Here is a 25,289-nt window from a genome sequence, read left to right on the forward strand (position 1 = left end):
CGACAGACCCCAACGAGAATAATCCGTGACCGATACCGCCGCCAACCGTCTCTCCCGCCTAGAGGCCAACCGCTCGCTACTGACTCAAACCCTGCGGGGCATTGAGAAAGAGGGCCTGCGCGTGGACGAGCAGGGCATCCTGTCCCGCTTGCCGCACCCCGCAGCCTTGGGCTCGGCGCTGACCAACGAACACGTCACCACCGATTACTCCGAATCGCTGCTGGAACTCATCACGGGCACGCACACGAATGTGGACGCGTTGCTGGCCGAACTGACGAACACCCACCGCCATGTCTACAGCGTGCTGGACCATGAACTGATCTGGAATCAGTCCATGCCCGCCACGCTGCCCCCCGAAGCGGACATTCCCATCGCCTGGTACGGCAAGTCCAATACCGGCATGCTCAAGCATGTGTACCGCCGTGGCCTGGCCGAGCGCTATGGCAAAACGATGCAATGTATCGCCGGGGTTCACTACAACTTTTCTCTGGCCGAAGACCTGTGGTCGGTGCTGGATACGCAGCCGGGCTCAGTGCAAGACCGCCGCTCGCGCGGCTATATCGGACTGATCCGCAACTTCACGCGCTATTCCTGGCTGCTGATGTACTTGTTTGGCGCCGCTCCTGCGCTGGCCAGCGACTTTTTACGCGGCCAAGAACACCCGTTGCAAAAACTGGGTGATCACACGCTGTACCTGCCGCACGCCACCAGTCTGCGCATGAGCGATCTGGGCTATCAGAACAAAGCCCAGTCGCAGCTCAAGCTTTGCTACAACGATCTGGATACTTTCCTTGGCCGTCTGTATGACGCCGTGACGCAACCATGGCCTGAATATCAAAAGATCGGCACGCAGCGCGACGGTGAATGGATCCAGCTCAACACCAACGTGCTGCAGATCGAAAACGAGTACTACTCCAGCATCCGGCCCAAGCGCGCCACCGGCCGTTGCGAACGCCCGATCACGGCATTGACGGAACGCGGCGTGCAGTATGTGGAAGTCCGCTGCCTGGATATCGACCCGACATCCCCCGTTGGCATCGACGCCAGCACCAGCCGTTTCGTAGACGCATTCCTGCTGTTTTGCACCGCCTCGGACAGCCCCTTCTTCCCCGCCAGCGGTTACTGTCAGCGCAGCGCGGACAACTTCTCGCTCGTCGTCAAGGAAGGCCGCAAGCCTGGCCTGATGCTTGACCGTGAAGGCCAAGCCATTGGTCTGGCGCAGTGGGGCCACGAATTACTGGACCAGATTGCACCGTACGCCGCCCTGTTTGACTCGGCGCTTGGCGGCAGCGCCTATGCCGAAGCGCTGGCCGCGCAACGCGTCAAGCTGGACCAGCCCGATGCCACGCCGTCGGCCCGACTGCTGTCTTCGTTGATCGACAGCGGCCTGTCGTTCCATGACTATTCGCTGGACCTGAGCCGCAAGCACGCCGAGGCGCTGCGCGCTGAGCCGCTGCCTTCGGATCTGGCGCGAGCCTATGAAGAGGCCGCTGCGCAATCCACCGCGGAACAGCTGCGTATTGAGCAATCGGACACGGATGATTTCGGGACCTATGTCGCCCAGTATCACGCAGCGCTGAAAGCCCCGCGCAAATAAAGCGTATCGTTAGGGTTTTGGTTCACGCCGCCTGCATGTCAGGCAGCGTGAACCGCGTTTGTCACCAAGGAGGTTTTCCCCATGCGTCGCACCGCAACATTCCTGCTGGCCCTGGCCGCCAGCATGACGGGGATCGCTCATGCCGCGCCGCCGCCCATGCAGACTGTGCAATCGGTGGATCTGAAGCGTTACGCCGGCATGTGGTACGAGATCGCGAATTTCCCCATGTTCTTCCAACGCAACTGCGTCGGAGACACCACCGCTGAATACACGGCGCATGCCGATGGCACCATCGGCGTGAACAATCGCTGCCGCACCAAAGATGGCGATGTCGATTCCGCCTCGGGCACCGCCACCGTGGTGGAAGGCAGCAACAACGCCAAGCTGGAAGTCTCGTTCGCCAAGCCCTTCAAGGGCGATTACTGGGTGATTGGACTGGACCCGGAATACCGCTGGTCCGTCGTCGGCACGCCAGACCGTAAGTACCTGTGGATACTGTCTCGTTCGCCGAAGCTGCCCAAGGAAGAACTGGACAAAGCGCTGGCCGCCGCCACCGCGCAGGGCTACCAGCTGGACGAGCTGCGCTACACGCCGCAAAAGTAGGATAAAAAAAGCGCGGCGGCCAAGGCACGTCGCGCTTTTCACCAGCCGGGCCGGTCAACAACCGGCCCGCCATTCGCTTTGATCAGCCCGCGTAATTACGCGCCAGTCTGACCACCGTTACGCCGGGCTTGAGCTGGCGCAGCGACGGCATGATCAATGTGCATTGATCATAGGGCGTCACGATTGGCTGGCCATCGGCCCAACCAATCACCGAGCCCGCCTGTTCAAACGTCTCCAACCCCGTCCACGCCTCGGCAAATCGCACGTCCATAGACGGCGCGACCACGGCGTTGGTGACTTCCAGCACGCGCTGGTTTGCGGGGTCCGGCAGCAACCAGCCCGAAGGCAGATCCGCTGCGTCCAGCACTCCCGATTCCACCAGCATGCGCGCCACCATATCGCGGGCCACGTCGCGCGACGACAGGTCGCCGTGGAATCCGCACTCGATCAGCAACGCGCACGCATCTTCTCGCGCCGGGTCGCCGAATTGTGCAAAGTCACGCATACGCACGCCATCTTTGTGCCCCGCGTCCACGATGACGTGTTGCGGCGCTTTCAAGCGGCGGGCCAGGTCGATGTTGCGGGGCAAGACGCCGGTCAATAACAAGGGCGCGCCCGCCTCGTGCATGGAATGCAGATCCAGCAGCCAGTCGGCGCGCAGCACCCACGGGCGCAATGCCGCGCCGCGCTGACGGTCTGGCGTCGTGGGGTTGTCCAGACGTTCGGCGCTCCAGACCCGGTTCATGTCTTCGACGACAAAACGCGATGCGTCGTGATTGGAATGATCAAAACGGTCAAAGGCGTCCAGATTGCAAAACGCCAGCGTCAGGCTGCCGCGGCGAGGTTTGACGCCTGCCGCGAGTAGATCCTTCAACGCCCAAGCGCCGCACAACTCGTTGCCATGCACCAGTGCGGACACCATGAGCGCCCGTCCCGGCACGCCCGAATCAAAATGCCATACGCCCGGCGTATCGGTATTTCCGGCGCGCTCGGCGCTCAGGTCGGGAACGGGAAGCTTGAATTCCATGGTGTGATCCGCTTGTCTGCCTGGTATTGCAATGAGAGGAATGCCGCGCCTGAAACTTATTGCGCTTCGATTTTGGCGGCCTTCACCAGCGCGCCGTACTTCTTCGTTTCTTCAGCCTGATAGGCCACGGGGTCGATGCCCGGCTTGGCCACTTCGCCGCCCGCTTCCTGCATCTTGGCGCGGAACGCTTCGGACTTCAGCGTTTCATCCAGCACGGCGCGCAGCTTTGCCGCCACCGGCTCCGGCAAACCTGCCGGACCATACAGCGCGAACCACAGATTGATATCCACGGATTCAAAGCCCGGAGTCGCAGCCAGAGGCGCAATCTCGGGCGCAGCCGGCGAACGCTTGTTCTCGGTCAGGCCCAGCGCCACGATGTTGCCGCTGCGCACTTGCGGCAGGCCGGAAGACAGCACCAGCATGCCGTAGTCCAGCTGACCGCTCATCAGGTCGGTGACCAGCGGCGACACGCCACGGTACGGCACATGTTCGGCGCGCGTACTGGTGGCTTGATTGATCATCTCGCCAGCCAGGTGCAGCGTCGTGCCCACGCCAGAAGAGCCATAGTTGAACGTGCCCGGCTCTGCGCCACGCAGTTTTTGCAGATAATCAGCCGCCGTCTTCACGCCCGAATTCTTGCTGGCAGCCAGCAGCATCGGCTGCGACGCCACGATGCCCAACGCCGTGAAATCCTTGGCGCTGTCGTACTTCACGGCGGTGTTGATCATGCGGGCAATCACCATTTCATTGGTGGAACCCAGAAAAATCGTATAGCCGTCCGGCGCGGCGCGTGCCACGCGTTGCGCGCCGATCGTGCCGCCAGCGCCGCCCACGTTTTCCACTACAACCGTCTGGCCCAGGCGTTTGCCCAGTTCTTCGCCCAACAGGCGAGCCGTCAGGTCCAGGCTACCGCCTGCGGGATAACCCACAATCAGCGAGACGCTGCGGGCGGGGTAATCAGCGGCAAAGGCCGCGGGTGCGGCAATCAGCGCCGAGCTTGCACAGAACGCAGCAATTGCGCCGCGCAACGGATGTAGAACGGACTTCATATTTTCTTCCCTGGGGTGCTGTGGTGGACGGCGGAGCCGTCTCATTTGAGGTTTCGGGAAGTATTTTCGCGGGCGGCCTGTATGCCATCCGTGCCAAAACGGCACATTGCCGTGCTGATCTGGTTCTACGCCTTGGCCTATTGCCAACTGCCATTTGTCACCTGCCGTTCAGGCTGGCGCGTCAAGCCTTGCGATTGGCGGTGGCTTCCCAGGCGGCTTCTGCCAGATCCGTCAGCCGGGCACGCGGACGGTACAGGCGGACCTCAAAGGCGATCTCTTCGCTGCGCCCGCCCAGCGCGGCCAGCACGCCCCGGCGGCAATCGGCGGCCACCATGGACCAAGGCAGCCATGCCACCCCTACCCCTTTAGCCACGGCGCCATGCGCGGCATCCAGCGAATCGCTGCGCACGAATGGGGTCAGCGCGTAGGGGGTCGTTTCCAGGCGGTCGCCAACAATGCGCTCCATGGCCAGACCGCCTGTATACGTAATCAATGGCACGGGCGGACCGCCGTCTTGCAGCATGTACCGGGCGCGGCCGCGAGCATCTGCCTGGCTGACAGGCACCAGTTTGTCGGTGGCCAAGGTCATATAACGGTAGCGTGCAGGGCTGAGCGGAACAGACAGGGCCGGATGCTCGTAACAGCAAAGCAGGTCCACATTCCCCTGCTCCAACTTCACCACCAGGTCCTGCGCCTTGCCGGTAGACAGTTCCACCTGAGTGCCTTCGGTCAGCACTTTGGGCGTGCGGTGGCGCAGGCGCGCGATCCAATCCGCGACCAGCGTGCGAGCCAGACTGCGGCCGGTGGCAATGCGCAGCACGGCCTCGCCGCCTGCGCCGGAACTGCGTATGCGGTGCCGCACCAGGCCCATTTGTTCGACCACCTGCGTGGCGGTCTTCAAGAGCGCCTCGCCCTCTGGCGTCAGCGTGACCGGCAGGTGCTGCCTGTCGACCAAAGGCGCGCCCGCCCACGCCTCCAGCGCACGGATACGCCGCCCGAAAGCAGGATGCGTCACGTGACGCAGCTCGGCGGCGCGCACAAAGCTGCCCGTGCGCGCCAGCGCGATCAGGTCTTCAAGGAGTTTCAGGTCGGCCATGAGACGCAAGCTTACGCCATCAGCGGCGCCAGTCTGAGCATCAGCCGGCGGACAGCCCCATCATCGCCAAGGTGGCGCGAGTCAGCGGGCTGGCCGGGTCTTCAAGCTCGTTGACCAGATCAAAGTGATTGCAATGGGGCGTGGGGATGCGGGTGGATGCCAGGCCGGCGCCGTTCCAGGCCGCTTCAAAAGCGCTCGTCTGATTCTTGAAACCCTGGGTTTCCAAGCCCCCGACTGCCAGCAGCATCGGACCGGCTTGTTCGGGCAGATGGAAGATCGGGCTTTGATGCGCGGCCTGCTCCGGCGTCAGCCGCAGCCAGGTATTGGGCAAGATGTCGCACAGCGGCCGCAAGTCGAACAGGCCACTGAGCGCCAGCGTGCCCTTGATCACGTCGTCTGGCACGCCATAGCGGGCAGGCCAGCCGGGCGCGGCCAACATGCCGGCCAGATGACCGCCTGCGGAACTGCCGCCCACGTAAATCCGCTCAGGGTCCACGCCATAGGCGGCCACGTTCCGATGCAGCCAGGCCACCGCAGAGCGCACTTCCCGCACAACTTCGGCCAAGGTCGCCTCAGGCACCAAGGTGTATTCCAACGTGGCCACGGCAGCGCCTGCGGCGTTGAACGCTTCGGCCATCACCGGGGCGTCTTCCTTGCGCTGCGCCCGCCAGTAGCCGCCGTGGATGAACACAAAAAGCGGAGCTGGCGCGCGAGACGCGGCGGGTAGAAACAGGTCAAGCCGCTCGTCGTGGCCCATGCCATAGCGCAGATCCAGCACGCCGGGGCGACGCGATTTCACGCGGGCGGACGACTCCGCATAGCGCCGCACGCAGGCATCAAAATCCGCAACGGATTCCCGCGCGTTGTACTGCACCTCGCGCTCTGCGATGGAGGAAAAGAAGAGGTCGATATCGTCGTTATGCATGGCGGGCCTGAGCGTCGGGCTGCGAAATGATCTGTTCGATGAACTGTGCGGTCTTGCGGTAATGCGCGGCCAGCATGGCGACCGAGCCTTCAACATCGCGCGAGATCGCGGCATCCAGCAACTGCCGGTGTTCGTCGTCGACATTGCGTTGCGGCCCGTAGGCCGTGGCGCCGGCGCGCGCCGGACGGCGGTAGCGCTCAGTTTGCGCATAGAGCTGGGTGGACAGATCCAGCAGCCAATGCGAACGGCACGCGCCAATCAACGCATGATGGAAATCCAGGTGGCGGGCTTCAAGCAGTTCTTCCAGTTCCTGGGTCGGCGCGGGCGCATCGCCCGCGCGCTGCGCGGCCAGCGTCAACGCGTGATACGCGCCCACCAGACGGGCTTCCCAGGCATCGTCGGCATTGGCCAATGAACGGCGCAGGGCATCGCAATCAATCAGAATCCGGGTCTCACAGGCGTCCCACATTTCCTCGACGGACAGGGGCGCGATGCTGAATCCGCGCGACGTGGTGTTGATCACCATGCGTTCGCTGCGCAGCCGGTTGAGCGCCTCGCGGATGGGCGAAAAGCTGCTGCCGTAGCGTTGCTTGAGCAATTCGAGCCGCAAAGACTGGCCCGGCGAAAAGACGCCGCTCATGATGTCACGCCGAAGCAAGCGGTAGACCTGCTCGGACAGCGTGATTTCCTCTACTTCCGCATTCCCGTCCGATCCTGGATCGTCCTGGCGGGAAGCTTTGATTCTTGGCTTCAACTTGCTCTCCAGATGTCAGCGGCTTGCCCGCCGGCCCGCGCACAGGCGGCTCATTCTACTCGCGCCTACTGCTCGCCGCGTCTGACGCCACAAGCCAGACAACCGTTCAAATACCCAGATACCGCTGTGCCAATTCAGGCTGGCCGGACAGTTCGGCAGGTTTGCCTGCCCAAGCCACGCGGCCTTTATCCACGATGTAGTGGCGATCGACCAGCGTCGCCATCTCCGGCAGGTTCTTGTCGATCACCAGAATGGTCTGGCCTTCGGCCTTCAACGCTCGCAGGCAGCGCCAGATTTCCTGGCGGATCAACGGGGCCAGGCCTTCGGTGGCTTCATCCAGAATCAGCAACTTGGGATTGGTCATCAGCGCGCGCCCGACCACCAGCATCTGTTGCTCCCCGCCCGACAGGGTGCGCGACGACTGCCCGCGGCGTTCCTTCAAACGCGGAAACAGCGCATAGACGCGTTCCAGATCCCATCCCCCCGGCGCGGCACGCGCCGTCGCCACCAGGTTTTCCTGCACCGTCAGCGACCCAAACACGCGCCGCCCTTCCGGCACCAGCCCCACGCCCAGACGCGCCACGGTGCTGGGCGCGGACCGCGCCAGCGTCTGGCCGCGAAACTGCACGGCGCCGCCTGTGGCCGGCAACATACCCATCAGCGTCTTGATCGTGGTGGTCTTGCCCATGCCGTTGCGGCCGATCAGCGAGATCACCTCGCCCTCGCTGGCCTCAAACGACATGCCGAACAGCACTTTGCTGGACCCGTAGCCGCCTGTCAGGCCGTCAACCTTCAACATGTTCTTCTCCCAGATAGGCCGCGCGCACTTCGGGATTGCGCCGCACTTCGTCAGGCGCCCCGCTGAACACCACGCGGCCATAGACCAGCACGCTGATGCGGTCGGCCAGCGCAAAGACGGCGTCCATATCGTGTTCGACCAGCAAAATTCCGTAGTCGCCCTTCATACCTTGCAGCAGCCGCGTCATACGCGCCGATTCCTCTGGCCCCATCCCCGCCATCGGTTCATCCAGCAGCAACAGCCGAGGCGACCGCGCCAGCGCCACCGCCAACTCCAGCTGCCGTTTTTCGCCGTGCGCCAGGTCGGCCGTGCGCATGTGACGCCGGTCTTCCAGACCCACATGTGTGAGCCATTGCATGGCCTCGGCCTTCAAGCCTACGTCATGACGCGGATTGGACCAGGCGCCAAACGCGCGGCCGTTCTTCAGCATGCGCGACAGAATCACGTTTTCCAACGCGGTGTACTCGTGGCACAGCTCGGTGATCTGAAACGACCGGCCCAGGCCCAGCCGCGCACGCTCGAAAGCACGCAGCGCAGTCACGTCCCGGCCGTCCAGATGAATGGTGCCCGAGTCCGGCCGGATCTCGCCGCAGATCTGCGCGATCAGCGTGGACTTGCCCGCGCCGTTGGGGCCGATGATGGCGTGGATTTCGCCTGCCCGCACATCGAGATCCACGCCGTTGGTGGCGACCACCGCGTCAAAGGCTTTGCGCAACTGCGTCAAGCGCAGCAGGCTTACGCCGGCATCAGTCTGCATGGCGCGTCTCCAGCAACTTGCCGAACAGGCCCTTCTGCCCCCACAACACCACCAGCACCAGGATCGGCCCCATGTAAAGCAGCCAGTGCTCGGTCAGCGACGACAGCAGTTGCTCCAATCCCAGAAACACCGCAGCGCCTGCGATCGGCCCCAGCAACGTGCCCACACCGCCAAGTATCACGATGGCCATCAGCTCGCCGGACTTGGTCCACGCCGCCATGTCGGGCGTGACCAGCCCCGCATAGTTCGCCCACAAAACGCCTGCCAACCCGGTGCCCACCGCCGACAGCACAAAGGCGCTCAAGCGGTATGGGGTAGGCGCCACGCCCAGATTCAGGGCACGCCGTTCACTTTGACGCAGCGCTTGCAGCACCATGCCGAAACGCGAGTTGGTGACGCGGATGCACAGCAGCGTCCACAGCACCAGCAGCGTCAGGCATACGTAGTAGAAAACCATCGGGCTTTCCAGATTGATGCCCGGCAGCACGTTGCGTTGCGGAATCATCAACCCATCGTCGCCGCCGTAGAACTGCAAGGACACCAGAATGAAATACACCATCTGGCCAAACGCCAACGTAATCATGATGAACTGCACGCCACGCGTGCGCAGCGCCAGATAGCCGAAAACCCAGCCAGCCAACGCGCACACCACCAGAGCAATCGGCCACACCACCAGCGCGGCATTGCTGCCCGCCCAACCGAAGATCGGGCCGGCCTCGGCAGTATGAAAGGCAATGATGCCCACTGCGTAGCCGCCTAGTCCAAAGAACATGGCGTGCCCAAAACTAACCATGGCGCCATAGCCGATCACAAGATCCAGGCTGACTGCGGCCAGGCCATAGATCAGAAAACGCGTGACCACGCCGATCAAAAATGGCGAGCCCGACAACAACGCTCCTGCTGGCAGCAGGATCAGCACGGCCAGGCCGCCCAAGCCCCAGCGGGCGCGATTCGAAAGTGTCTTTCCCATCATCATCCTCGCGCCGGAAACAATCCGCCCGGCTTGGCAATCAGCACAATCGCCATCAAGACATAGATACTGGCCGAGGCCATGCCGGCAGCCAGCGGGTCTGCCGTGGCGGGCGAGAACATCGTGGACAACACCTGCGGCAGAAACGCGCGCCCCATGCTGTCGACCATGCCCACCAGCAACGCACCCGCCAAAGCGCCACGCACGGACCCGACGCCACCGATCACAATCACCACGAACGTTGTGATCAGAATCCGTTCACCCATGCCGATCTCAACCGCCAGCAGCGGCGCTGCCATCACGCCTGCCAGACCGCACAGCAGCGCGCCCAGGCCGAACACCAGCGTGTAGAGCTTCTTGATGTCCACACCCAGCGCATCCACCATTTCACGGTCATCGGCGCCTGCGCGGATCAGCATGCCGATGCGCGTGCGATTCACCAGCCACCACAGCCCCACTGCCACCAGCGCGCCAATGGCAATGAATGACAAACGGATCAGGGGATATTGAAAACCGGGTGCCAGCGTCACCGCGCCTTCCAGAAACGTCGGAATGCCCACCAGCGGCGGGCGACGGCCAAAGATCAGGCTGACCGCTTCATTGGAGAACAGCAGCAGGCCAAAGGTGGCCAGCACCTGATACAGGTGATCGCGCTTGTACAGCTTGCGTATCACCAGCACTTCGACCGACACGCCATACAGACCCGCGCCCAGCAATGCCGCCAGCACGCCAGCCAGAAAGGAACCGGTCGTGCCGATGGCATAGGCCGCGCAGTACGCGCCCACCATGTAGAAGGACCCGTGCGTCAGATTGACCACGCCCATGATCCCGAAGATCAGTGTCAGTCCGGCAGCCAGCATGAAAAGCATGGCGCCGAACTGCAAGCCGTTGAGCAGCTGTTCAAACAGGAGCGTCATGATGGCATCTTGCAAAATTGCGCGTAGGCATCTTTATCGTCGGACACCAGCTTGCGCACGAGGTGCGGCGACAAGACGCCGTCGCTGCCTTTCTCGATACGCATCAGGTAAAGATCCTGGATCGGATGCTGGTTGGTGTTCATGCTGAATTTGCCGCGCAAGGACGTGAATTCCGGCTTGCGCAACGCGGCGCGAAACTCTGCTGCCTTGGACAGATCGCCGCCCGTCGCTTTCAGCCCCGCGCCGATCAGCTGCGCCGTGTCATACGCTTGCATGGCGTAGTCCGTTGGCACCCGGCCATAAGCGTCCTTGAACGCTTTCACAAAGGCTTTGGACTGCGGGTTGTCGAAATCCTGCGACCAGATGCCGGTGGTGTAAGAACCCGCCGACGCGTCGCCCGTGGCCTGGATCATGCGCGCATCCATCGAGAAGCTGGGCATCAGCATAGGGATGGTTTTGTTCAGGCCCGCCGCGGCGTATTGTTTGACGAAGTTGATCCCGGTGCCGCCAGGATGAAACTGGTAGATGGCTTCCGGCGCCAATGAGCGTACCCGCGCCAACTCCACCGAGAAGTCGGACTGATCCAGCTTGGTGTAGATCTCGGCGGCGACTTCGCCCTTGTAGGTGCGCTTGAAACCTTCGATCGCGTCACGGCCCGCCTGGTAATTCGGCGCCAGCAACACCACACGCTTGTAGCCCAATTCGTTGGCTGCCACGCCGCCTGCGGTGTGGAAAGCGTCGTTCTGATAGGACGCCACGAAATAATTGGGATCGCATTTTTCGCCCGCAAAATTCGACGGACCCGGATTCAGGCTGACATAAAACGCGCCCGACTTCACCACGCTTGGCACCACCGCTGCCAGCACGTTCGAAAAGTTCACGCCGGTGTAGAGCTTCACGCCCGATTGCAGCAGCCGGTCGGCTGCCTGCTTGGCATTGGCGGGTTTCAGGCCATCGTCTTCGATGACCAGTTGCACCGGCACGCCGCCCAGCTTGCCGTCACCTTGTTTGATGGCCAGATTGAAGGCATCGCGCTCGTCTTCACCGATGTAGCCGGCCGGTGTGGACAAGGTGGCGATAAAGCCGATTTTCACGGGCTCTGCCGCATAGGCCGCGCCCATCGAAGCCGCAGCGCCCAGGGCTGCGGCCAGCCAGGCAGCCATGCCGCCGGATACGTGTTTTTTAGTCATGTTTTCCCCTTGAAGACGGCGCTGCCCGCCGCCAGGCGGCCGGGCGTATGCCAGACAATTCCTGCTAGACCGCAACCACCGGATGCCGCAACGTGCCGATGCCTTCCACGCACGCCACGATCACGTCGCCCGGCCACAACCACTCCTGCGGCTTCCTGCCCGCGCCCACGCCTTCGGGCGTGCCGGTGGCGATGATGTCGCCCGGCTCCAGCGTGATGCCAGCGCTGATGTCCGAGATCAGGAACGGCACTTTGAACAGCATGTGGCGCGTGTTGGAACCCTGTTTTTTCTCGCCATTGACGGTCAGCCACAGATCCAGCACTTGCGGGTCCGGGATCTCATCGGCGGTCACGATGCAGGGTCCAAACGGCGCGTAGGTGTCCTGTCCTTTCGAGTAAATCCACTGGCCCGCACGGCGGCAATCACGCGCGCTCATATCCAGCATGACGCTATAGCCGAAGACGTAAGACAGCGCGTCCTCTTCCGCCACGCGTGTTGCGCGCCGGCCCATGATCACGGCCAGTTCCACTTCCCAGTCCAGCTGCTGCGTGATCTTCGCGTTGTGCTCGATTGCATCGCCCGGGCCGATGACGGTAGTGGGCGGCTTGGAGAAGATGACCGGCTGCTTGGGCAAATCCGCCGAGGTATCCAGCGTGCGGCTCGATTCCGCCACGTGTTCAACGTAGTTCAACCCGATGCCAAAGATGTTCTTGCGCGGCCGCGGAATGGGCGCCAGCAGTTTCACATTCTCTTGCGGCAAGGCCGTGCCCACAGGCCAATCGCCGCGATATGCGTCCAACAGCCGGCTGGCTTGTTGCACGGCAACGGGCCCCAGATCGATGAACGCCAGCATGTCGGCGGGCAGGTTCACGCCGCCGGCCTGCCCCAGCAGGGCCAGGTCAATCACATAACCTTCAGCCAGCGCGCCAAGCCGTGCGGCGGCGGTGGGATGAGCGCGAAAAGTCACCAAGCGCATAGGATCTCCAGAAATTCAGAACGAGTTGGGTCAGGCGCGCGGGGCAGGCCCCGGCGGCGGATAAAAAATCGAATAGGGATTGGCGGCGCTAGATCAGGATTTGATGGCCGTCGTTTTCCTTGAGCGCTTCTTCGCGGTACAGCCCCAGCGACCGCATCACGGGCAGGTCGTTGAAGCAGAACAGGCAGGCGTCGTCGTTAGAAGAAAGATTGGCGTGTTCGTGAATGGACCATGACGGCACACAGAAGATGTCGCGCTCAGTCCAGTCATAGCGCTTGCCGTCGATGATGGAAAAGCCGCTGCCCTTGGCCACCTGATAGATGAAGCTGCCGGTGTGGCGGTGGGCCTTGGTGTGTTCTCCGGCCCGCAGCATCTGCATGCTGGCGCCGATGGTAGGCATCACGGGCCCGCCCGTCGCCGGGTTGACGTAGTCCAGCAAAATTCCGTCGAAAGGGCTGCCTGCGGTGGTGCGCGCGTAGCGGCGCAGCGCCTCGTAAGTGGGTTCCCATTCGTACTTGAATAGCGGCGAATAGGGTTTGGTCCAGCCTGATACCTGCGGCCGCAATGCCACGCCGCCCCAGGCGGCGCTGGTGTCATCCACCGGATACGTCACCGCCTGATTCAGATCAGGGTGCACCGCGTAAAACCCGGCTTCCAGCGCGTTGACCAGCGGGATATCCAGACCGTCCTGCCAGATGCAGGTGGTGCCGTCTTCGGCTACGCCATGCTCGTGCCACGTGCCGTTGGGCGTCAGCACGAAATCATTCGCGCCCAAGGTCATCTTGTGTCCGTCCACCACGGTGTAGGCGCCACGGCCTTCCATGATGAAGCGCAGTGCGGAATGCGAATGCTTGTGGGCGGAGGCCAGTTCACCGGGCTGCATCACCTGCAAGCCCGAATAGAGCCAGCCCACAGCGGCCGCCACGTCACGCCGGCCGGGGTTGTTCAGATAGATGACGCGCCGGCCCGCCTCTTCAGGCGATACCAATTCCGCCGAACGCAGTACGTGCCCGCGTAATTCCTGATAGCGCCACACCACCGGCACCGAGACCGACCGCGGCGCCCAGGGCTCGATCTTGTTCGCTACCGTCCACAGGGCGCCTGTTTCCAGGCGCGCCAGCTCCTTGTAATACGCGATGCGCTCGGGCGAGTCGGCCACATTGGCTCGGCCTGCGGTGTCCTCGCGGTAGGCGTCGTACCGGTTCGCTTCCATCCCTTGACCTCTTTTTATAAAAATCATCAGATTTTCGAAAATATTAGAGGCGAGCAGAGAATTGAGCAATCATTGCCCGCTAGGGGTTTTCCTTTAGAAATATCTGCGCACACGAATTAGTTGGCTTCACAGCAAAAAATACTGTACAAAAACACAGTGCGTCGTGATACATTTCGATCGCCCGAAAAACAGCCGTCCAGGAGAATCCTGTGTCCGAAGCAGCCGAAGTCGCTAACCATGTCCTGCAGTACATCGTCGTTCCCTATCGCACAGTCGCCAACGGTGTGTCGCCAGGTGAAATCCGCTCGGCCAGCAGTGAGTTCGGAGCCATCCGTATCGCCAATTCAATGGCCTCAAAATTTGCGGGGGTTGCCGCCTACGAAGTCATGATCGACAAGGAAACCGGCGATATGGAATCGCCGCGCATCCTGGCGCAAATAGGCACCGTGCCATCGCTGGACGATTGAACGCGGAAAACCGCCCCGCTTGATCTGAAGGATTGAGCGGGCGCGCGCATCACGCGGCGCCACCTGGCCGTGGCCGCAATTGCATGGCGGTCCTCGATTTTCCGCCCCGCTTACTTCGGCGGTATCGCCCCACATCCGGCTTTGCTTGCAGCGTCGGCTGTCATGTCTTTCAGCGTGGATGCTTTCAGCAAAGCCTGTAGCTCATCCAGTTCCAGCCCTGTCGCGACGATTCTTGTTTGCGCCTGAAGACTCGGCCTTTGCTGATAGGCAACCGCCACACGACTGGCTGCGCCGTTGTAGATTTTGGTTTCGACGAAAGAAGCCGATTCGCCTGCCCACACGCCTTGTGTCTCCCGGGCAGCAACCATAGGCTCTCCGGGTCGCGGGGGGAACGGATTCCACCACGAGAACATCACGGTTTCACCCTGATCGTTCTTCCAGACGCACTCCGTCTCAATGGTTGACCCTATGCCGCCAGGGCCAGGGACTTGCTCAATGCGCTGGGATTCAAGTTGATAACTTGAAGGCAAGGCCAGGATAAAAGCCGCCGCAACCCACGAAATCAAACCCATCAAGTTTCCTTTTTCCGTCGTTCGCATCTGGCCGAACTTTCTGTTGGCCATTATCTACGTCCAGCGCCCCGCCCCTGGCCCACGTGCAACTGATGCTCCGTGGCGCGATGCGCAAAGATCCGTATCGGGATTTGCTCGAAGTGAACCGGCGAGACCGAAAATCAGCTGAAAAAAACAGGATGCGCCAGCGTGTTGCGCTGGCGTCGCCCAAAAAGCAGCCTGTTTGAGCTTCTTGTCTTTCTGACAGTGTCTTTCAAATCGAAGGGATTGGAGCAGGTGCTTTTTTCGGGACCATTGCGGGCCCAACCTGCAAGTCTTGAATCCAAGACTTTGATTTTTTGATGCTTAAGTGGTGCGCCCGACAGGAATCGAACCTGTATCAAGAGCTTCGGAAACTCTCATTCTATCCATTGAACTACGGGCGCAGCGCAAGGAGGCGACATTGTACCTAGTTTTCTGAGACCTGCATGAAGTGGATCAAATCTTCTGTCAATCTCATTGAAAACCCGGTCTGTTGCATTGGACTACCGTCTATGACACCGTTATATAATCCGTCGTTTGCTTGCAGGCGGACTCTCTCTTGGCCCGCCACTTGTGCAGTACTGATTTTCTGTTGCCGCCGTCAGGCGCCCCACCCGTTAGCAGGATTTGGTCATGAGCAACGAGCAGGAACACATAGAAGAGCACTCCTCCCCCATCAAGACTCCGAAGCAATTGGTCGTCACGATCATTCTGTCTTTCGTGATCCCGATCGCCATCATCATCCTATTGGTGAATATGGTGGTTTCAGGCACCAAGGTTGGCGCCGGCTCGGACACCCTCTCTAACGAAGCGGTCACCAAACGCATCGCCCCTGTCGCGGGTTTCGCGCTGGTCGATGCAAATGCGCCGAAGGTCTTCAAGACGGGCGAGCAGGTCTTCGCCGCGGTCTGTACGGCCTGTCATACCGCCGGCATCGCTGGCGCGCCCAAGATGGGTGACAACGCCGCCTGGGCGCCTTTCATCCAGGCAGGCTACGACACCATGCTGAATGTGGCCCTGCACGGCAAGGGCGGCATGCCCGCCAAGGGCGGCAACCCCACGCTGTCCGACTTTGAAGTCGCGCGCGCCGTGGTCTACATGGCGAACAAGTCCGGCGCATCGTTGGCCGAACCCGCAGAACCCGCTGCCGACGGCGCAAAGAAGGAAGCCGCCGCCCCGGCAGCAGCTCCTGCCCCGGCTGCCGCTGCGGCTCCCGCAACGGTAGCAGCAGCACCGGCTGCACCGGCACCGGCAGCCGCCGCTCCTGTCGCGCAAGCCCCCGCCCCCGCGCAGACCGCCGCCGTCAACCCGGCCGGTGAAAAGCTCTACAAGAGCGTCTGCTTCGCTTGTCACGCCACCGGCATCGCCAACGCGCCCAAGTTTGGCGACAAGGCCGCATGGGACCCGTATATCAAGACCGGCATGGACGCGATGGTGAAGGTCGCCATGCAAGGCAAGCCGCCGATGCCCCCGAAGGGCGGCGCTGCCAACGCCTCGGAAGACGACATCCGCGCCGCTGTGCAATACATGGTTGACGCTGCCAAGTAAGCAACACGCGTAACCCATCACGCAGCCTCGGAAAGAAAAAAGCGCCTTGAGTATTCAAGGCGCTTTTCTTTTGGACCGCTGCATGCTGGATGACCCGCGAGGGGCATAGGAATTCTTGCCTATGCCCCTCGCGCGGGTCTGTCACCCGCCGTGCGTTATTTCAACAGGGACATGCCCAGTTGAACGCGGCGTTGCAGCCACAGGCTGGGGCGATAACGGGGGTCGCCCGTCACGCGCTGCATGCTCTTCAGAATTTCCAGGATGCGCTCGGCACCCAGCTTGTCGCCAAGCGACAGCGGGCCCACCGGATAACCCAGGCCCAAGGTCACGGCCTGATCGATGTCTTCCGGCGTGGCGATCTGCTGCTGCGCGATGTCGCTGGCGATGTTGACGATCATGGCTACGATGCGCTGGGCGATGAAACCCGGCGAATCCTCGATCACGGTCACTGCCACACCGTCGGCGGCCAGCAACGCATGCGCGGCGTCACGCCATTTCTCTTCAGTGGCCGGCGACACCATGATCGTGCGGCGCTTGGCTGCGTCGAACGCATAGAGCGTATCCAGACCCACCGTGCGAGCTGCGTTCAGGCCCTGAGCGGAAACCGACGTAGACACGTCATCGCCAAAAGGCGTGACGATGATGAGCGCGTCAGCGTCCGGCGTAGAACCGGTGACCAAGGTGGCGCCCAGCTTTTCGATCAAGGCGGAAGCGCGCGCATAACCTTCGGGATGCTTGGGGCTGACCCAGACCTTCAGGCCTTCCGGCAGCGCGGGCACGGGCGCTTCGGGCGGCACTTGCTTCTGGCCGTCGGCATAGACGTAAAAGCCTTCACCCGCCTTGCGGCCGATCAGGCCACCAGCCAGGCGCACCGTGGTGATGGGCGACGGGCGGAAACGCGGCTCGTCGAAGAATTGGCGGTAGATGGATTCCATCACCGGATGCGACACGTCCAGCGCGGTCAGGTCCAGCAGTTCGAACGGGCCCATGCGAAAACCCGCCTGCTCACGCATCACGGCATCCACCTGCGCGAAGGTCGCGACTGCTTCCTGCGCCACGCGCAGCCCTTCGGTATTCATGCCGCGGCCAGCGTGATTGACGATAAAGCCAGGCATGTCTTTGGCACGCACGGGGGTGTGCCCCATGCGGCGCGCCAGCACGGCCAGCGCATCGCCGACTTCCGGCGCGCTGCGCAGGCCGTCGATCACCTCAACCACTTTCATCAACGCGACCGGGTTGAAGAAGTGATAACCGACTACGCGGCGCGGATGCTTGCAGGCGGCCGCGATGGCGGTAATGGACAAAGACGACGTGTTCGACGCCAGAATGCAGTCCTCGGACACCACGCCTTCCAGCGCGGCGAAGAGGTCACGCTTGACGTCCAGACGTTCGACGATGGCTTCCACCACCAACTGGCACACCGACATATCGGTCAGGGCGGTCGCGGATTCCACACGTTCCAGCGCGGCTTGCGCGTCGGCGGTGGTCAGCTTGCCCTTCTGGGCCAGTTTTTCCCAGGTTTGGCGCAGGGACTCGCGCGCGGCGGCAACCGCATCAGCACTGGTGTCGTACAAGCGCACGCGCAAACCGGCTTGCGCCGCGATCTGCGCAATGCCGCGCCCCATGGCACCGGCGCCCACGACGCCGATGGTTTGAATCTCCGTCATCACCTATCTCCTGCCTGTATTGGAATGGATTGTGCGCGCCCCGGCATGGCGTGGCGCAATGGAAAACGGAGCGTCCGCCAGACCGCTCCGTTTCCGTTCAAGACTGGCTCTGCGCCAGCGCCTGGATTTCTTCAGCCGACAGGCCCAGCTTTTCAGACAGGACCTGCGCCGTGTGCTCACCCAGCATGGGCGGCGGACGGCGGTACTCGACCGGGCTGTCCGAGAATTTCAGCGGGCTGGACGCCATCGGCACCTTGCCTGCCGCCGGGTGCGGCAGCTCGCGCTTCATGCCGCGCGCCAGCACATGCGGGTCTTCGTAGACCTGGTCCAGCGTATTGATGGGGCCAGCCGGCACGCCAACGCTTTCCAGCGCGGCAAGCCAGTGATCACGCGCGCCGGTGGCCATGCGTTCGGTCAGCAGCGGGACCAATTCCGCACGGTTCTTCACGCGTTGCGGATTGGTGGAAAAGCGCGGATCGGCCGACAACTCGGGCAGGCCGATAGCGCCGCAGTAATTGCGGAACTGGCTGTCGTTGCCGACCGCCACAATCAGGTGGCCGTCACTGGCCGCAAACACCTGGTAGGGCACCAGGTTCTGATGCGCGTTGCCGGCGCGTTTGGGCGCGACGCCAGAGGTCATGAAATTCAGATTCTGGTTTGCCAGCATCGTGACCTGGCAGTCCAGCAGCGCCATATCAATGTGCTGCCCCAGGCCGCTCTTGGCTCGTTCCAGCAGCGCCGCCAGGATTCCGACGGTGGAATACATACCGGTCATCAGGTCCGCCACGGCCACGCCAGCCTTCTGCGGGCCGCCACCAGCCAGGTCATCGCGTTCGCCGGTGATGCTCATCAGGCCGCCCATGCCCTGGATCATGAAGTCATAACCCGGACGGCTGGCATACGGGCCGGTCTGGCCAAAGCCCGTGATCGAGCAATAGATCAGGCGCGGGTTGATGGCCTTCAGGCTTTCGTAGTCCAGGCCGTATTTCGACAGGCCGCCAACCTTGAAGTTTTCCACCAGGATGTCGCTTTGCAACGCCAGTTCGCGCACCAGTTCAGCGCCGCGCGGCGACGCGATATCCAGCGCCACCGACATCTTGTTGCGGTTGGCCGACAGGTAGTAAGCGGCTTCCGTCGTGTCGTTGCCCGCTTCGTCCTTCAGGTAAGGAGGACCCCAGGCGCGCGTATCGTCGCCCGCGCCCGGCCGTTCAATCTTGATCACCTCGGCGCCAAGGTCGGCCAGGTTCTGGGTACACCATGGGCCCGCCAGCACGCGGGTCAGGTCCAGCACGCGTATGCCGGTAAGGGGAGCGGGACGTTGCGACATCTGTAATCTTTTCGCTAGAAGAGAGATGAAAACGTCTGGCTTGCGGCACGGCGCAAGCCAGTCTGGAGTTCTGTCATGCCAGCGGCCTGGGCCGGTAGCGCGTCACCTGCGATATTAGCCGCTCAAACCCCGGGCCGGTCGCTGCGATGTACGAGCGGCCGACGCGCGGACGATGGAAATAGCGCAGCCGTCAACACCCGATCAGGAGTGCGCCTTGATCGTTTCGCGCGCAATCACCAACTGCTGGATCTGCGAAGTGCCTTCAAAGATACGGAAAAGGCGCACATCGCGGTAGAAGCGTTCCACCGCATACTCAGACATATAACCCGCCCCGCCATGAATCTGCACCGCCCGGTCAGCAACCCGGCCAACCATTTCAGTCGAGAACAGCTTGCAGCAGGCGGCTTGCATCGTGGTGTTTTCGCCGCGGTCGCGCATGCGGGCGGCGTCCAGCACCATGCAGCGCGCGGCATACAGTTCAGCCTGACTATCGGCAATCATTGCCTGAATGAGCTGGAACTCGGCAATCGGCTGGCCAAACTGCTTGCGGTCCATGGCGTATTTGACGGCGTCGCTCAACAAACGGTCGGCGATGCCGACGCACAGCGCGGAGATGTGCAGACGGCCCTTGTCCAGCACACGCATAGACGTCTTGAAGCCGTTGCCTTCTTCGCCGCCCAGCAAGGCGCTGGCGGGTACACGGCAGTTGTCGAACACGACGTCACTGGTCAGCGCGCCGGCTTGGCCCATCTTTTTGTCCGGTTTGCCGATGATCAGGCCCGGCGTGCCGGCTTCCACCAGGAAACACGAGATCGAATTCGCGCGGCGTTCGGGCGCGGTGCGGGCCATGACCGAGAACAAGCCAGCGATGGGCGCGTTGGTGATGTAGCGCTTCGTGCCGTTCAGCACATAGCTGTCGCCGTCGCGTTCAGCGGACAGGCGCAGCGCCATGGCGTCCGAACCGGCATCCGGCTCGGTCAGCGCGAATGAACCGATCAGCTCGCCGCTGGCCAGCTTGGGCAAATAGCGGTTGCGCTGCTCGTCGGTGCCGGCCAGCACGATGGCTTGCGAGCCGATGCCGATGTTGGTGCCAGCCAGCGAACGGAATGCGGGCGAGGTCTGGCCCAGCTCAAAGACCACGCGTACCTCCTCCTCCATGGTCAGGCCCAATCCGCCAAAATCGGGCGAAATAGACAGACCGAACAGGCCAAGTTCGCGCATCTCGTTCACGATCGCCGGCGGCACCTGGCCGCTCGTGGCCAGTTCGTCTTCGGCGGGGATCAGGCGCTCGTGCACAAAGCGGCGCACGGCATCCAACAGCAGGTTCAGGGTTTCGGTATCAAGGGCCATGATGGAAGTCTCACGATATGCGGCATGAATTCAGAGCGGCGGCGCGTTCAGGCGCGCATGCCGCCAACCAATAAATCGAAGTACCCGGCAGCGATGGCTTCTGCGCTGTCGCCCTGCCCCGGCTTGTACCAACGCACCATCCAATTCAGCATGGACAGCACCGCGCGGCCAGTGGCGGCCACGTCCAACGGGCGAAACACGCCGTCGGCCACGCCTTGAGCAATCAGCTCGCGCAGGCGCTTCTCGTAGCCGTCGCGCAGCCTCGCCGCGTCTTCTCGCTCGGGCAATGCCATGCCGGAATAGCCGATCAGCATGGTGACGAATTCGGCGTGATGTTGTTCGAAGTAGCGCGCGTGGCCAATCATGAACGCGCGCAATCGGGCGGCTGCCCCGTCGGCGCCTGCAACGTGCTGGCCCACGGTCTGCGTCAGGCCGTTCAGCACGCCCAGAATGATCGCGTCGTAGATGTCTTGCTTGGTGGTGTAGTAGTGATAGATGGCCGCTTTGGACACCCCGATGGCGGCGGCCAGATCCGATACGGAACTGCCGTCGTAGCCGCTGCGGGCAAACAGCTTGGCAGCTTCTTCCAGAATGCGTTCTCGCGGGGCCGCCAGCGTGGGCGGCCGGCCGGCGCGTGCGCGCTTCTGGGCGGGTGGGGCGGAGGTCGCCATGACAGCCTTTCAAGGGTGGCGCCCAACGCTGCCGAAGGTTTGAACTTCCCTCCATTGACAGCAGTTCGGCCCATGCCGTTAAATAAAGATTAATTAATTACCGGACGGTCGGTAGGTAATTATAGGCACAACTGCCAAGGATGCTCAAGCGTGCTTGCAGCCAGGCGGTGGAGCCTCTTCTGGACTGACCCTGAACACTACGCGACGACGCTATGCCCCACTCTCTCGTGACAGATTTGTATGGCCAGATGTCCCTGCCGGTCATCAGCGCCCCCATGTTCATCGTCTCAAACCCAAAGCTGGTGATTGCTCAGTGCACAAGCGGCGTCGTGGGCTCGTTCCCCGCCCTGAATGCACGGCCGCAAAGCCTGCTGACCGATTGGCTGGATGAAGTCCAGGCCGGGCTGGCCTCGCACCGCGAAGCCCACCCCGGCGCCGTCGTGGCGCCCTATGCCGTCAACCAGATCATTCACCAATCCAATGACCGGCTGGAACAAGACTTGGCCGTATGCGCCAGCCACCGCGTCCCGCTGATCATCACCAGCCTGCGCGCCCCCGGCGACCTGGTCAAAGGCGTGCACGACTGGGGCGGCAAGGTGTTCCACGACGTGACCACGATTCGCCACGCTGAAAAGGCGCTGGAAGCCGGGGTAGACGGCCTGATCCTGGTTTGCGCGGGCGCGGGCGGCCACGCCGGCACGCTGAGTCCGTTCGCCCTGCTGTCTGAAGTGCGCCGCTTCTACGACGGCCCGCTGATTCTGTCGGGCGCCATCACCTCTGGCGCGCACGTGCTGGCAGCATTGGCCATGGGCGCAGACTTCGCCTATATGGGTACGCGCTTTATTGCCAGCGAAGAGGCCAATGCCAGCGAAGGCTACAAATCCGCCATCGTCGAGGCCAGCGCGGCGGACATTCTGTACACCCCGTTTTTCACCGGCATCCCGGGCAACTACCTGAAAGCCAGCATCTCGGCCTCGGGCCTGGACCCGGCCAACCTGCCGCAGCCCGACAGCGGCGCGTCCAACTTTGGATCGTCCCGCGTCAAACCGTGGAAGGACATCTGGGGCGCGGGCCAGGGCGTGGGCAGCATTGCGAGCGTGGAACCCACGCGAAAAATCGTCGAAACCTTGCGCCACGAGTATGACGCAGCCAAAGCCCAACTGGCTGCCAGGACTTTCGCATGAGCGCGGGCCTGACCATCACCCGCGACGGGGCTGTGCTGACGCTGGTCATTGATCGTCAGGACCGCCGTAACGCGCTGGACCGGGCCACCTACGCGGCCTTGACCGAGCAAATCTCCCTGGCTTCTGCCGATCAATCGGTATCGGCCGTGATCCTGACCGGGGCGGGCGAGCACTTCACGGCGGGCAATGATTTGCGGGATTTCCAGGAAGCGCGCGGCGCGGGCGACAGCGCTGGCCTCACGTTTCTGCGGGCGCTGACCACCGCCGCCGTGCCCGTCATTGCGGCGGTCGAGGGGTACGCCATCGGCATAGGCGTGACCTTATTGCAGCACTGCGATTTTGTTCACGTAGGCGAAGGCGCCACCTTGCGGATGCCCTTCGTAGCGCTGGGTCTGTGCCCGGAAGGCGCGTCCAGCCTGCTGCTGCCCCGCTTGGCGGGACGCCGGGCGGCTGAATGGCTGCTGCAAGGCAAAGCCTTTTCCGCGCAGGATGCGCTTGAAGGCGGCTTGGCGACATCCGTGACGCCCAAAGGGCAGGCACTGGCGGCGGCCGAGGCCACCGCCGCCGATCTTGCCCGTCAACCGCCCGCAGCCCTGCGCCTGACAAAAGCCATGATGAAGCGGGCGGACCGCCAGGCCATTGCAGACACGCTGGACTACGAAGCCGAACAATTCCGCGCCCGCCTGCAAACAGAAGAAGCGCAGACCGCGTTCGCGAAGTTTTTCAAGAAATAGGGGCGGCGCGCGCCCCTTGCCCCCTTAAAACGGCGAATCCGGGCGGAAATTCGGCGCCCGGCGTTCGCGCAAGGATTGGATGCCTTCCTTCACGTCCGGCCCGCCAAAACCCATGAATTCCAGCGCCAGCGACGTATCAAAGCTGGGTCCGGCCATGCGCAGCCAATTATTCAGCGAATACTTGGTCCACCGGATGGCCGTTTGCGACCCGGCGGCCAACTTGTTGGCGACTTCAAAGGCGCGGGGAATCAGGTCCGCCTCGTCGACGCACAAGGACACGAGCCCGATACGCTCGGCTTCCTCGCCCGTGACGGTCTCACACAGCATCAGGTAGTACTTGGCTTTGGCCATGCCGCACAGAAGCGGCCAGACGATGGCGGCGTGGTCGCCAGCCGTCACGCCCAAACGGGTGTGGCCGTCGATGATCCGCGCATCGCGCGCCGCGATCGAGATATCAGCCAGCAGGCCGGCCACCAGCCCCGCCCCCACTGCCGCGCCATGCATGGCGGACACGATGGGCTTGTTGCAATTGATGATGTTGTAGACCAGATCGCGGGCCTCGCGCCAGACACGCGTGCGCACGTCGAAGTCGTCCGCCATCTGCTGCACCAGATCCAGGTCGCCGCCGCCCGAGAATCCCTTGCCTTCGCCTCGAATGACCACCACCCGGGTATCGGGGTCGGTGTCGATGTCACGCCAGATGTCGGCCAGTTCGCGGTGCATGCGGTCATCCGCCGTGGACAGCTTGCCCGGCAGCCCGCCCTTGGCGCCCATGATCAGCTCCAGCACCCCGCCGGGATGCCTGCGCAACTTCAGCGATTCATAGGCTGAGTAATGTTCCAGCGTGATATCAGTCATTGTCTACTCCGCGTTGTCTATTCAATGGAGCAAGCCGAAGGCCAGCGTGTTTTTGCGCACTATAGTGGATACACCTCTATCCACCGCGCCGATTCCCCGAGGAGACTCAGCCCATGAACACCCCTGCCGCCGCCATCGACCGCGCCAGCCTGCCAGCCCTGTTCACTCCCCGCGGGTTGGACACGCACAAAGGCAGTTTTGGCACTGTCGGAGTAGTGGGCGGCGGCCCGGGCATGACCGGCGCGGCGCTGCTGGCTGCCCGGGCCGCCCTGAAAGTTGGCGCCGGCAAGGTGCTTGTGGGTTTTGCCCAGGAAAGCGCCCCCTTGCCCTGCGACGTCCTGCAACCCGAATTGATGCTGCGCGACTTCCGCTCCCTGCTGGACGAGGACTGGGGTGTTACCGCCTGGGTGGCGGGTTGCGGACTCGGCACAGGCGCGCTGGCCGCCAATGCGCTGTCCGAATTGTTTGTCCTGCGGCGCGAAGCGCCCTTGGTGCTGGATGCCGATGGCCTGAACCTGCTGGCCTGGGGCGACATTCAACCCAACTGGTCTTCCGGCCCGGTGGTACTGACCCCGCACCCGGCCGAAGCCGGCCGTCTGCTGGGGATCGGCACGGCTGACGTGCAGGCCGACCGCCTGGGCGCCGCCCGCCAGTTGGCGCAGCGCTACAAAGCGTGGATCGTGCTGAAGGGCGCGGGAACCGTGGTCTGCGACCCGGCCGGTGGATGCAGGGTCAATACCAGCGGCAATCCCGGATTGGCCACAGCCGGAACCGGGGATGTGCTGGCAGGCATGCTGGGCTCTCTGATTGCCCAAAAGCTGCCGCTGGAGCAAGCCGTGGCGGGGGCAGTCTGGCTGCATGGCGCCGCTGCTGACGCGCTGGTCGCCCGGGGAGTCGGCCCCATCGGGCTAACTGCCGGCGAGCTCGCCGACGCGGCCCGCACCCTGCGAAATCAGGGCTAAGTCCCCGGAACTAAACATTTTTACAACATACTAGGGTTTTCCCTAAAAAGGTCGT

At 62.8% G+C, this 25,289-nt stretch carries 25 protein-coding genes and 1 tRNA gene; 7 read left to right on the forward strand and 19 right to left on the reverse strand.

Features of this window, described 5'->3' with window-relative positions; all coding sequences use genetic code 11:
* The first annotated feature begins 25 nt into the window (after positions 1 to 25).
* On the forward strand, positions 26 to 1,597 hold the full coding sequence (gshA, locus tag RAS12_RS19670; RefSeq protein ID WP_306938248.1) for a glutamate--cysteine ligase: 1,572 nt from the start codon (positions 26 to 28) through the stop codon (positions 1,595 to 1,597).
* A gap of 81 nt (positions 1,598 to 1,678) precedes the next feature.
* A complete protein-coding gene (locus tag RAS12_RS19675; RefSeq protein ID WP_306938250.1) occupies positions 1,679 to 2,200 on the forward strand; it encodes a lipocalin family protein in 522 nt (173 codons plus the stop codon).
* A gap of 82 nt (positions 2,201 to 2,282) precedes the next feature.
* Here RAS12_RS19675 and RAS12_RS19680 read toward each other — a convergent pair whose 3' ends face one another.
* The 12 genes from RAS12_RS19680 to RAS12_RS19735 all read right to left on the reverse strand — a co-directional run bounded on the left by RAS12_RS19680 (position 2,283) and on the right by RAS12_RS19735 (position 13,873).
* Complete coding sequence (locus RAS12_RS19680; protein ID WP_306938252.1) at positions 2,283 to 3,227, reverse strand: M14 family metallopeptidase; 945 nt, start codon at positions 3,225 to 3,227, stop codon at positions 2,283 to 2,285.
* 56 nt (positions 3,228 to 3,283) lie between these two features.
* Positions 3,284 to 4,276 carry a Bug family tripartite tricarboxylate transporter substrate binding protein gene (locus tag RAS12_RS19685; RefSeq protein WP_306938256.1) on the reverse strand — a complete coding sequence of 331 codons (993 nt, stop codon included), beginning with the start codon at positions 4,274 to 4,276 and terminating at the stop codon, positions 3,284 to 3,286.
* A 181-nt stretch (positions 4,277 to 4,457) separates the two neighbouring features.
* Entirely contained in the window at positions 4,458 to 5,372 is a 915-nt protein-coding gene (locus tag RAS12_RS19690) for a LysR family transcriptional regulator (RefSeq protein WP_306938258.1), read from the reverse strand.
* A 40-nt stretch (positions 5,373 to 5,412) separates the two neighbouring features.
* On the reverse strand, positions 5,413 to 6,297 hold the full coding sequence (locus tag RAS12_RS19695) for an alpha/beta hydrolase (protein WP_306938260.1): 885 nt from the start codon (positions 6,295 to 6,297) through the stop codon (positions 5,413 to 5,415).
* Positions 6,290 to 7,051, reverse strand: coding sequence for a GntR family transcriptional regulator (locus tag RAS12_RS19700; RefSeq protein WP_306938262.1), 762 nt, complete (start codon positions 7,049 to 7,051; stop codon positions 6,290 to 6,292). Before RAS12_RS19700 ends, RAS12_RS19695 begins: the two co-directional genes overlap by 8 nt.
* 106 nt (positions 7,052 to 7,157) lie before the next feature.
* Positions 7,158 to 7,850, reverse strand: coding sequence for an ABC transporter ATP-binding protein (locus RAS12_RS19705; RefSeq protein ID WP_306938264.1), 693 nt, complete (start codon positions 7,848 to 7,850; stop codon positions 7,158 to 7,160).
* Complete coding sequence (locus tag RAS12_RS19710; RefSeq protein ID WP_306938265.1) at positions 7,837 to 8,607, reverse strand: ABC transporter ATP-binding protein; 771 nt, start codon at positions 8,605 to 8,607, stop codon at positions 7,837 to 7,839. The genes RAS12_RS19705 and RAS12_RS19710 overlap by 14 nt, the downstream gene beginning before the upstream one ends.
* Positions 8,597 to 9,583, reverse strand: coding sequence for a branched-chain amino acid ABC transporter permease (locus RAS12_RS19715; RefSeq protein WP_306938267.1), 987 nt, complete (start codon positions 9,581 to 9,583; stop codon positions 8,597 to 8,599). The genes RAS12_RS19710 and RAS12_RS19715 overlap by 11 nt, the downstream gene beginning before the upstream one ends.
* Entirely contained in the window at positions 9,580 to 10,494 is a 915-nt protein-coding gene (locus RAS12_RS19720; RefSeq protein ID WP_306938269.1) for a branched-chain amino acid ABC transporter permease, read from the reverse strand. The genes RAS12_RS19715 and RAS12_RS19720 overlap by 4 nt, the downstream gene beginning before the upstream one ends.
* On the reverse strand, positions 10,491 to 11,684 hold the full coding sequence (locus RAS12_RS19725) for an ABC transporter substrate-binding protein (protein WP_306938270.1): 1,194 nt from the start codon (positions 11,682 to 11,684) through the stop codon (positions 10,491 to 10,493). The genes RAS12_RS19720 and RAS12_RS19725 overlap by 4 nt, the downstream gene beginning before the upstream one ends.
* A 64-nt stretch (positions 11,685 to 11,748) precedes the next feature.
* Entirely contained in the window at positions 11,749 to 12,660 is a 912-nt protein-coding gene (locus tag RAS12_RS19730; protein WP_306938271.1) for a fumarylacetoacetate hydrolase family protein, read from the reverse strand.
* Positions 12,661 to 12,748: 88 nt separating this feature from the next.
* Entirely contained in the window at positions 12,749 to 13,873 is a 1,125-nt protein-coding gene (locus RAS12_RS19735) for a cupin domain-containing protein (protein WP_306938273.1), read from the reverse strand.
* A 209-nt stretch (positions 13,874 to 14,082) separates the two neighbouring features.
* On the opposite strand from RAS12_RS19735, the gene RAS12_RS19740 reads away from it, so the two are divergent.
* Positions 14,083 to 14,340, forward strand: coding sequence for a hypothetical protein (locus RAS12_RS19740; protein WP_306938275.1), 258 nt, complete (start codon positions 14,083 to 14,085; stop codon positions 14,338 to 14,340).
* Positions 14,341 to 14,450: 110 nt separating this feature from the next.
* On the opposite strand, the gene RAS12_RS19745 is transcribed toward RAS12_RS19740, so the two are convergent.
* Both RAS12_RS19745 and RAS12_RS19750 read right to left on the reverse strand, forming a co-directional pair.
* Entirely contained in the window at positions 14,451 to 14,963 is a 513-nt protein-coding gene (locus RAS12_RS19745) for a hypothetical protein (protein WP_306938276.1), read from the reverse strand.
* 299 nt (positions 14,964 to 15,262) lie between these two features.
* Positions 15,263 to 15,337 (reverse strand) — tRNA-Arg (locus tag RAS12_RS19750).
* Positions 15,338 to 15,566: 229 nt separating this feature from the next.
* On the opposite strand from RAS12_RS19750, the gene RAS12_RS19755 reads away from it, so the two are divergent.
* On the forward strand, positions 15,567 to 16,481 hold the full coding sequence (locus RAS12_RS19755; protein WP_306938278.1) for a c-type cytochrome: 915 nt from the start codon (positions 15,567 to 15,569) through the stop codon (positions 16,479 to 16,481).
* Positions 16,482 to 16,636: 155 nt separating this feature from the next.
* Here the strand turns inward: RAS12_RS19755 and RAS12_RS19760 are convergent, their stop codons facing one another.
* The 4 genes from RAS12_RS19760 to RAS12_RS19775 all read right to left on the reverse strand — a co-directional run bounded on the left by RAS12_RS19760 (position 16,637) and on the right by RAS12_RS19775 (position 21,496).
* Positions 16,637 to 18,148, reverse strand: coding sequence for a 3-hydroxyacyl-CoA dehydrogenase (locus RAS12_RS19760; protein ID WP_306938279.1), 1,512 nt, complete (start codon positions 18,146 to 18,148; stop codon positions 16,637 to 16,639).
* A gap of 97 nt (positions 18,149 to 18,245) precedes the next feature.
* The gene (locus tag RAS12_RS19765; protein ID WP_306938280.1) at positions 18,246 to 19,475 is read right to left on the reverse strand and encodes a CaiB/BaiF CoA transferase family protein; all 1,230 of its coding nucleotides are present in this window, start codon (positions 19,473 to 19,475) and stop codon (positions 18,246 to 18,248) included.
* A 201-nt stretch (positions 19,476 to 19,676) separates the two neighbouring features.
* Positions 19,677 to 20,825, reverse strand: a complete 1,149-nt coding sequence (locus RAS12_RS19770) for an acyl-CoA dehydrogenase family protein (RefSeq protein ID WP_306938282.1) — start codon at positions 20,823 to 20,825, stop codon at positions 19,677 to 19,679.
* Positions 20,826 to 20,872: 47 nt separating this feature from the next.
* On the reverse strand, positions 20,873 to 21,496 hold the full coding sequence (locus tag RAS12_RS19775) for a TetR/AcrR family transcriptional regulator (RefSeq protein WP_306938283.1): 624 nt from the start codon (positions 21,494 to 21,496) through the stop codon (positions 20,873 to 20,875).
* A 212-nt stretch (positions 21,497 to 21,708) separates the two neighbouring features.
* Between RAS12_RS19775 and RAS12_RS19780 the strand changes: the two genes are divergently transcribed.
* Together RAS12_RS19780 and RAS12_RS19785 are read left to right on the forward strand one after the other, a co-directional pair.
* Positions 21,709 to 22,680: an NAD(P)H-dependent flavin oxidoreductase gene (locus RAS12_RS19780; protein WP_306938285.1), complete on the forward strand. Its 972-nt coding sequence runs from the start codon at positions 21,709 to 21,711 to the stop codon at positions 22,678 to 22,680.
* Positions 22,677 to 23,414 (forward strand): enoyl-CoA hydratase-related protein, encoded by a 738-nt coding sequence (locus tag RAS12_RS19785; protein ID WP_306938287.1) that lies wholly within the window; start codon positions 22,677 to 22,679, stop codon positions 23,412 to 23,414. The genes RAS12_RS19780 and RAS12_RS19785 overlap by 4 nt, the downstream gene beginning before the upstream one ends.
* A 24-nt stretch (positions 23,415 to 23,438) precedes the next feature.
* Here RAS12_RS19785 and RAS12_RS19790 read toward each other — a convergent pair whose 3' ends face one another.
* Positions 23,439 to 24,272 (reverse strand): enoyl-CoA hydratase/isomerase family protein, encoded by an 834-nt coding sequence (locus RAS12_RS19790; protein WP_306938289.1) that lies wholly within the window; start codon positions 24,270 to 24,272, stop codon positions 23,439 to 23,441.
* 113 nt (positions 24,273 to 24,385) lie between these two features.
* Between RAS12_RS19790 and RAS12_RS19795 the strand changes: the two genes are divergently transcribed.
* Positions 24,386 to 25,234, forward strand: a complete 849-nt coding sequence (locus tag RAS12_RS19795) for an NAD(P)H-hydrate dehydratase (RefSeq protein ID WP_306938290.1) — start codon at positions 24,386 to 24,388, stop codon at positions 25,232 to 25,234.
* Positions 25,235 to 25,289 lie beyond the last annotated feature (55 nt).

Origin of the sequence: Achromobacter seleniivolatilans, from assembly GCF_030864005.1 — a bacterium.
Classification (GTDB): domain Bacteria; phylum Pseudomonadota; class Gammaproteobacteria; order Burkholderiales; family Burkholderiaceae_B; genus Achromobacter; species Achromobacter seleniivolatilans.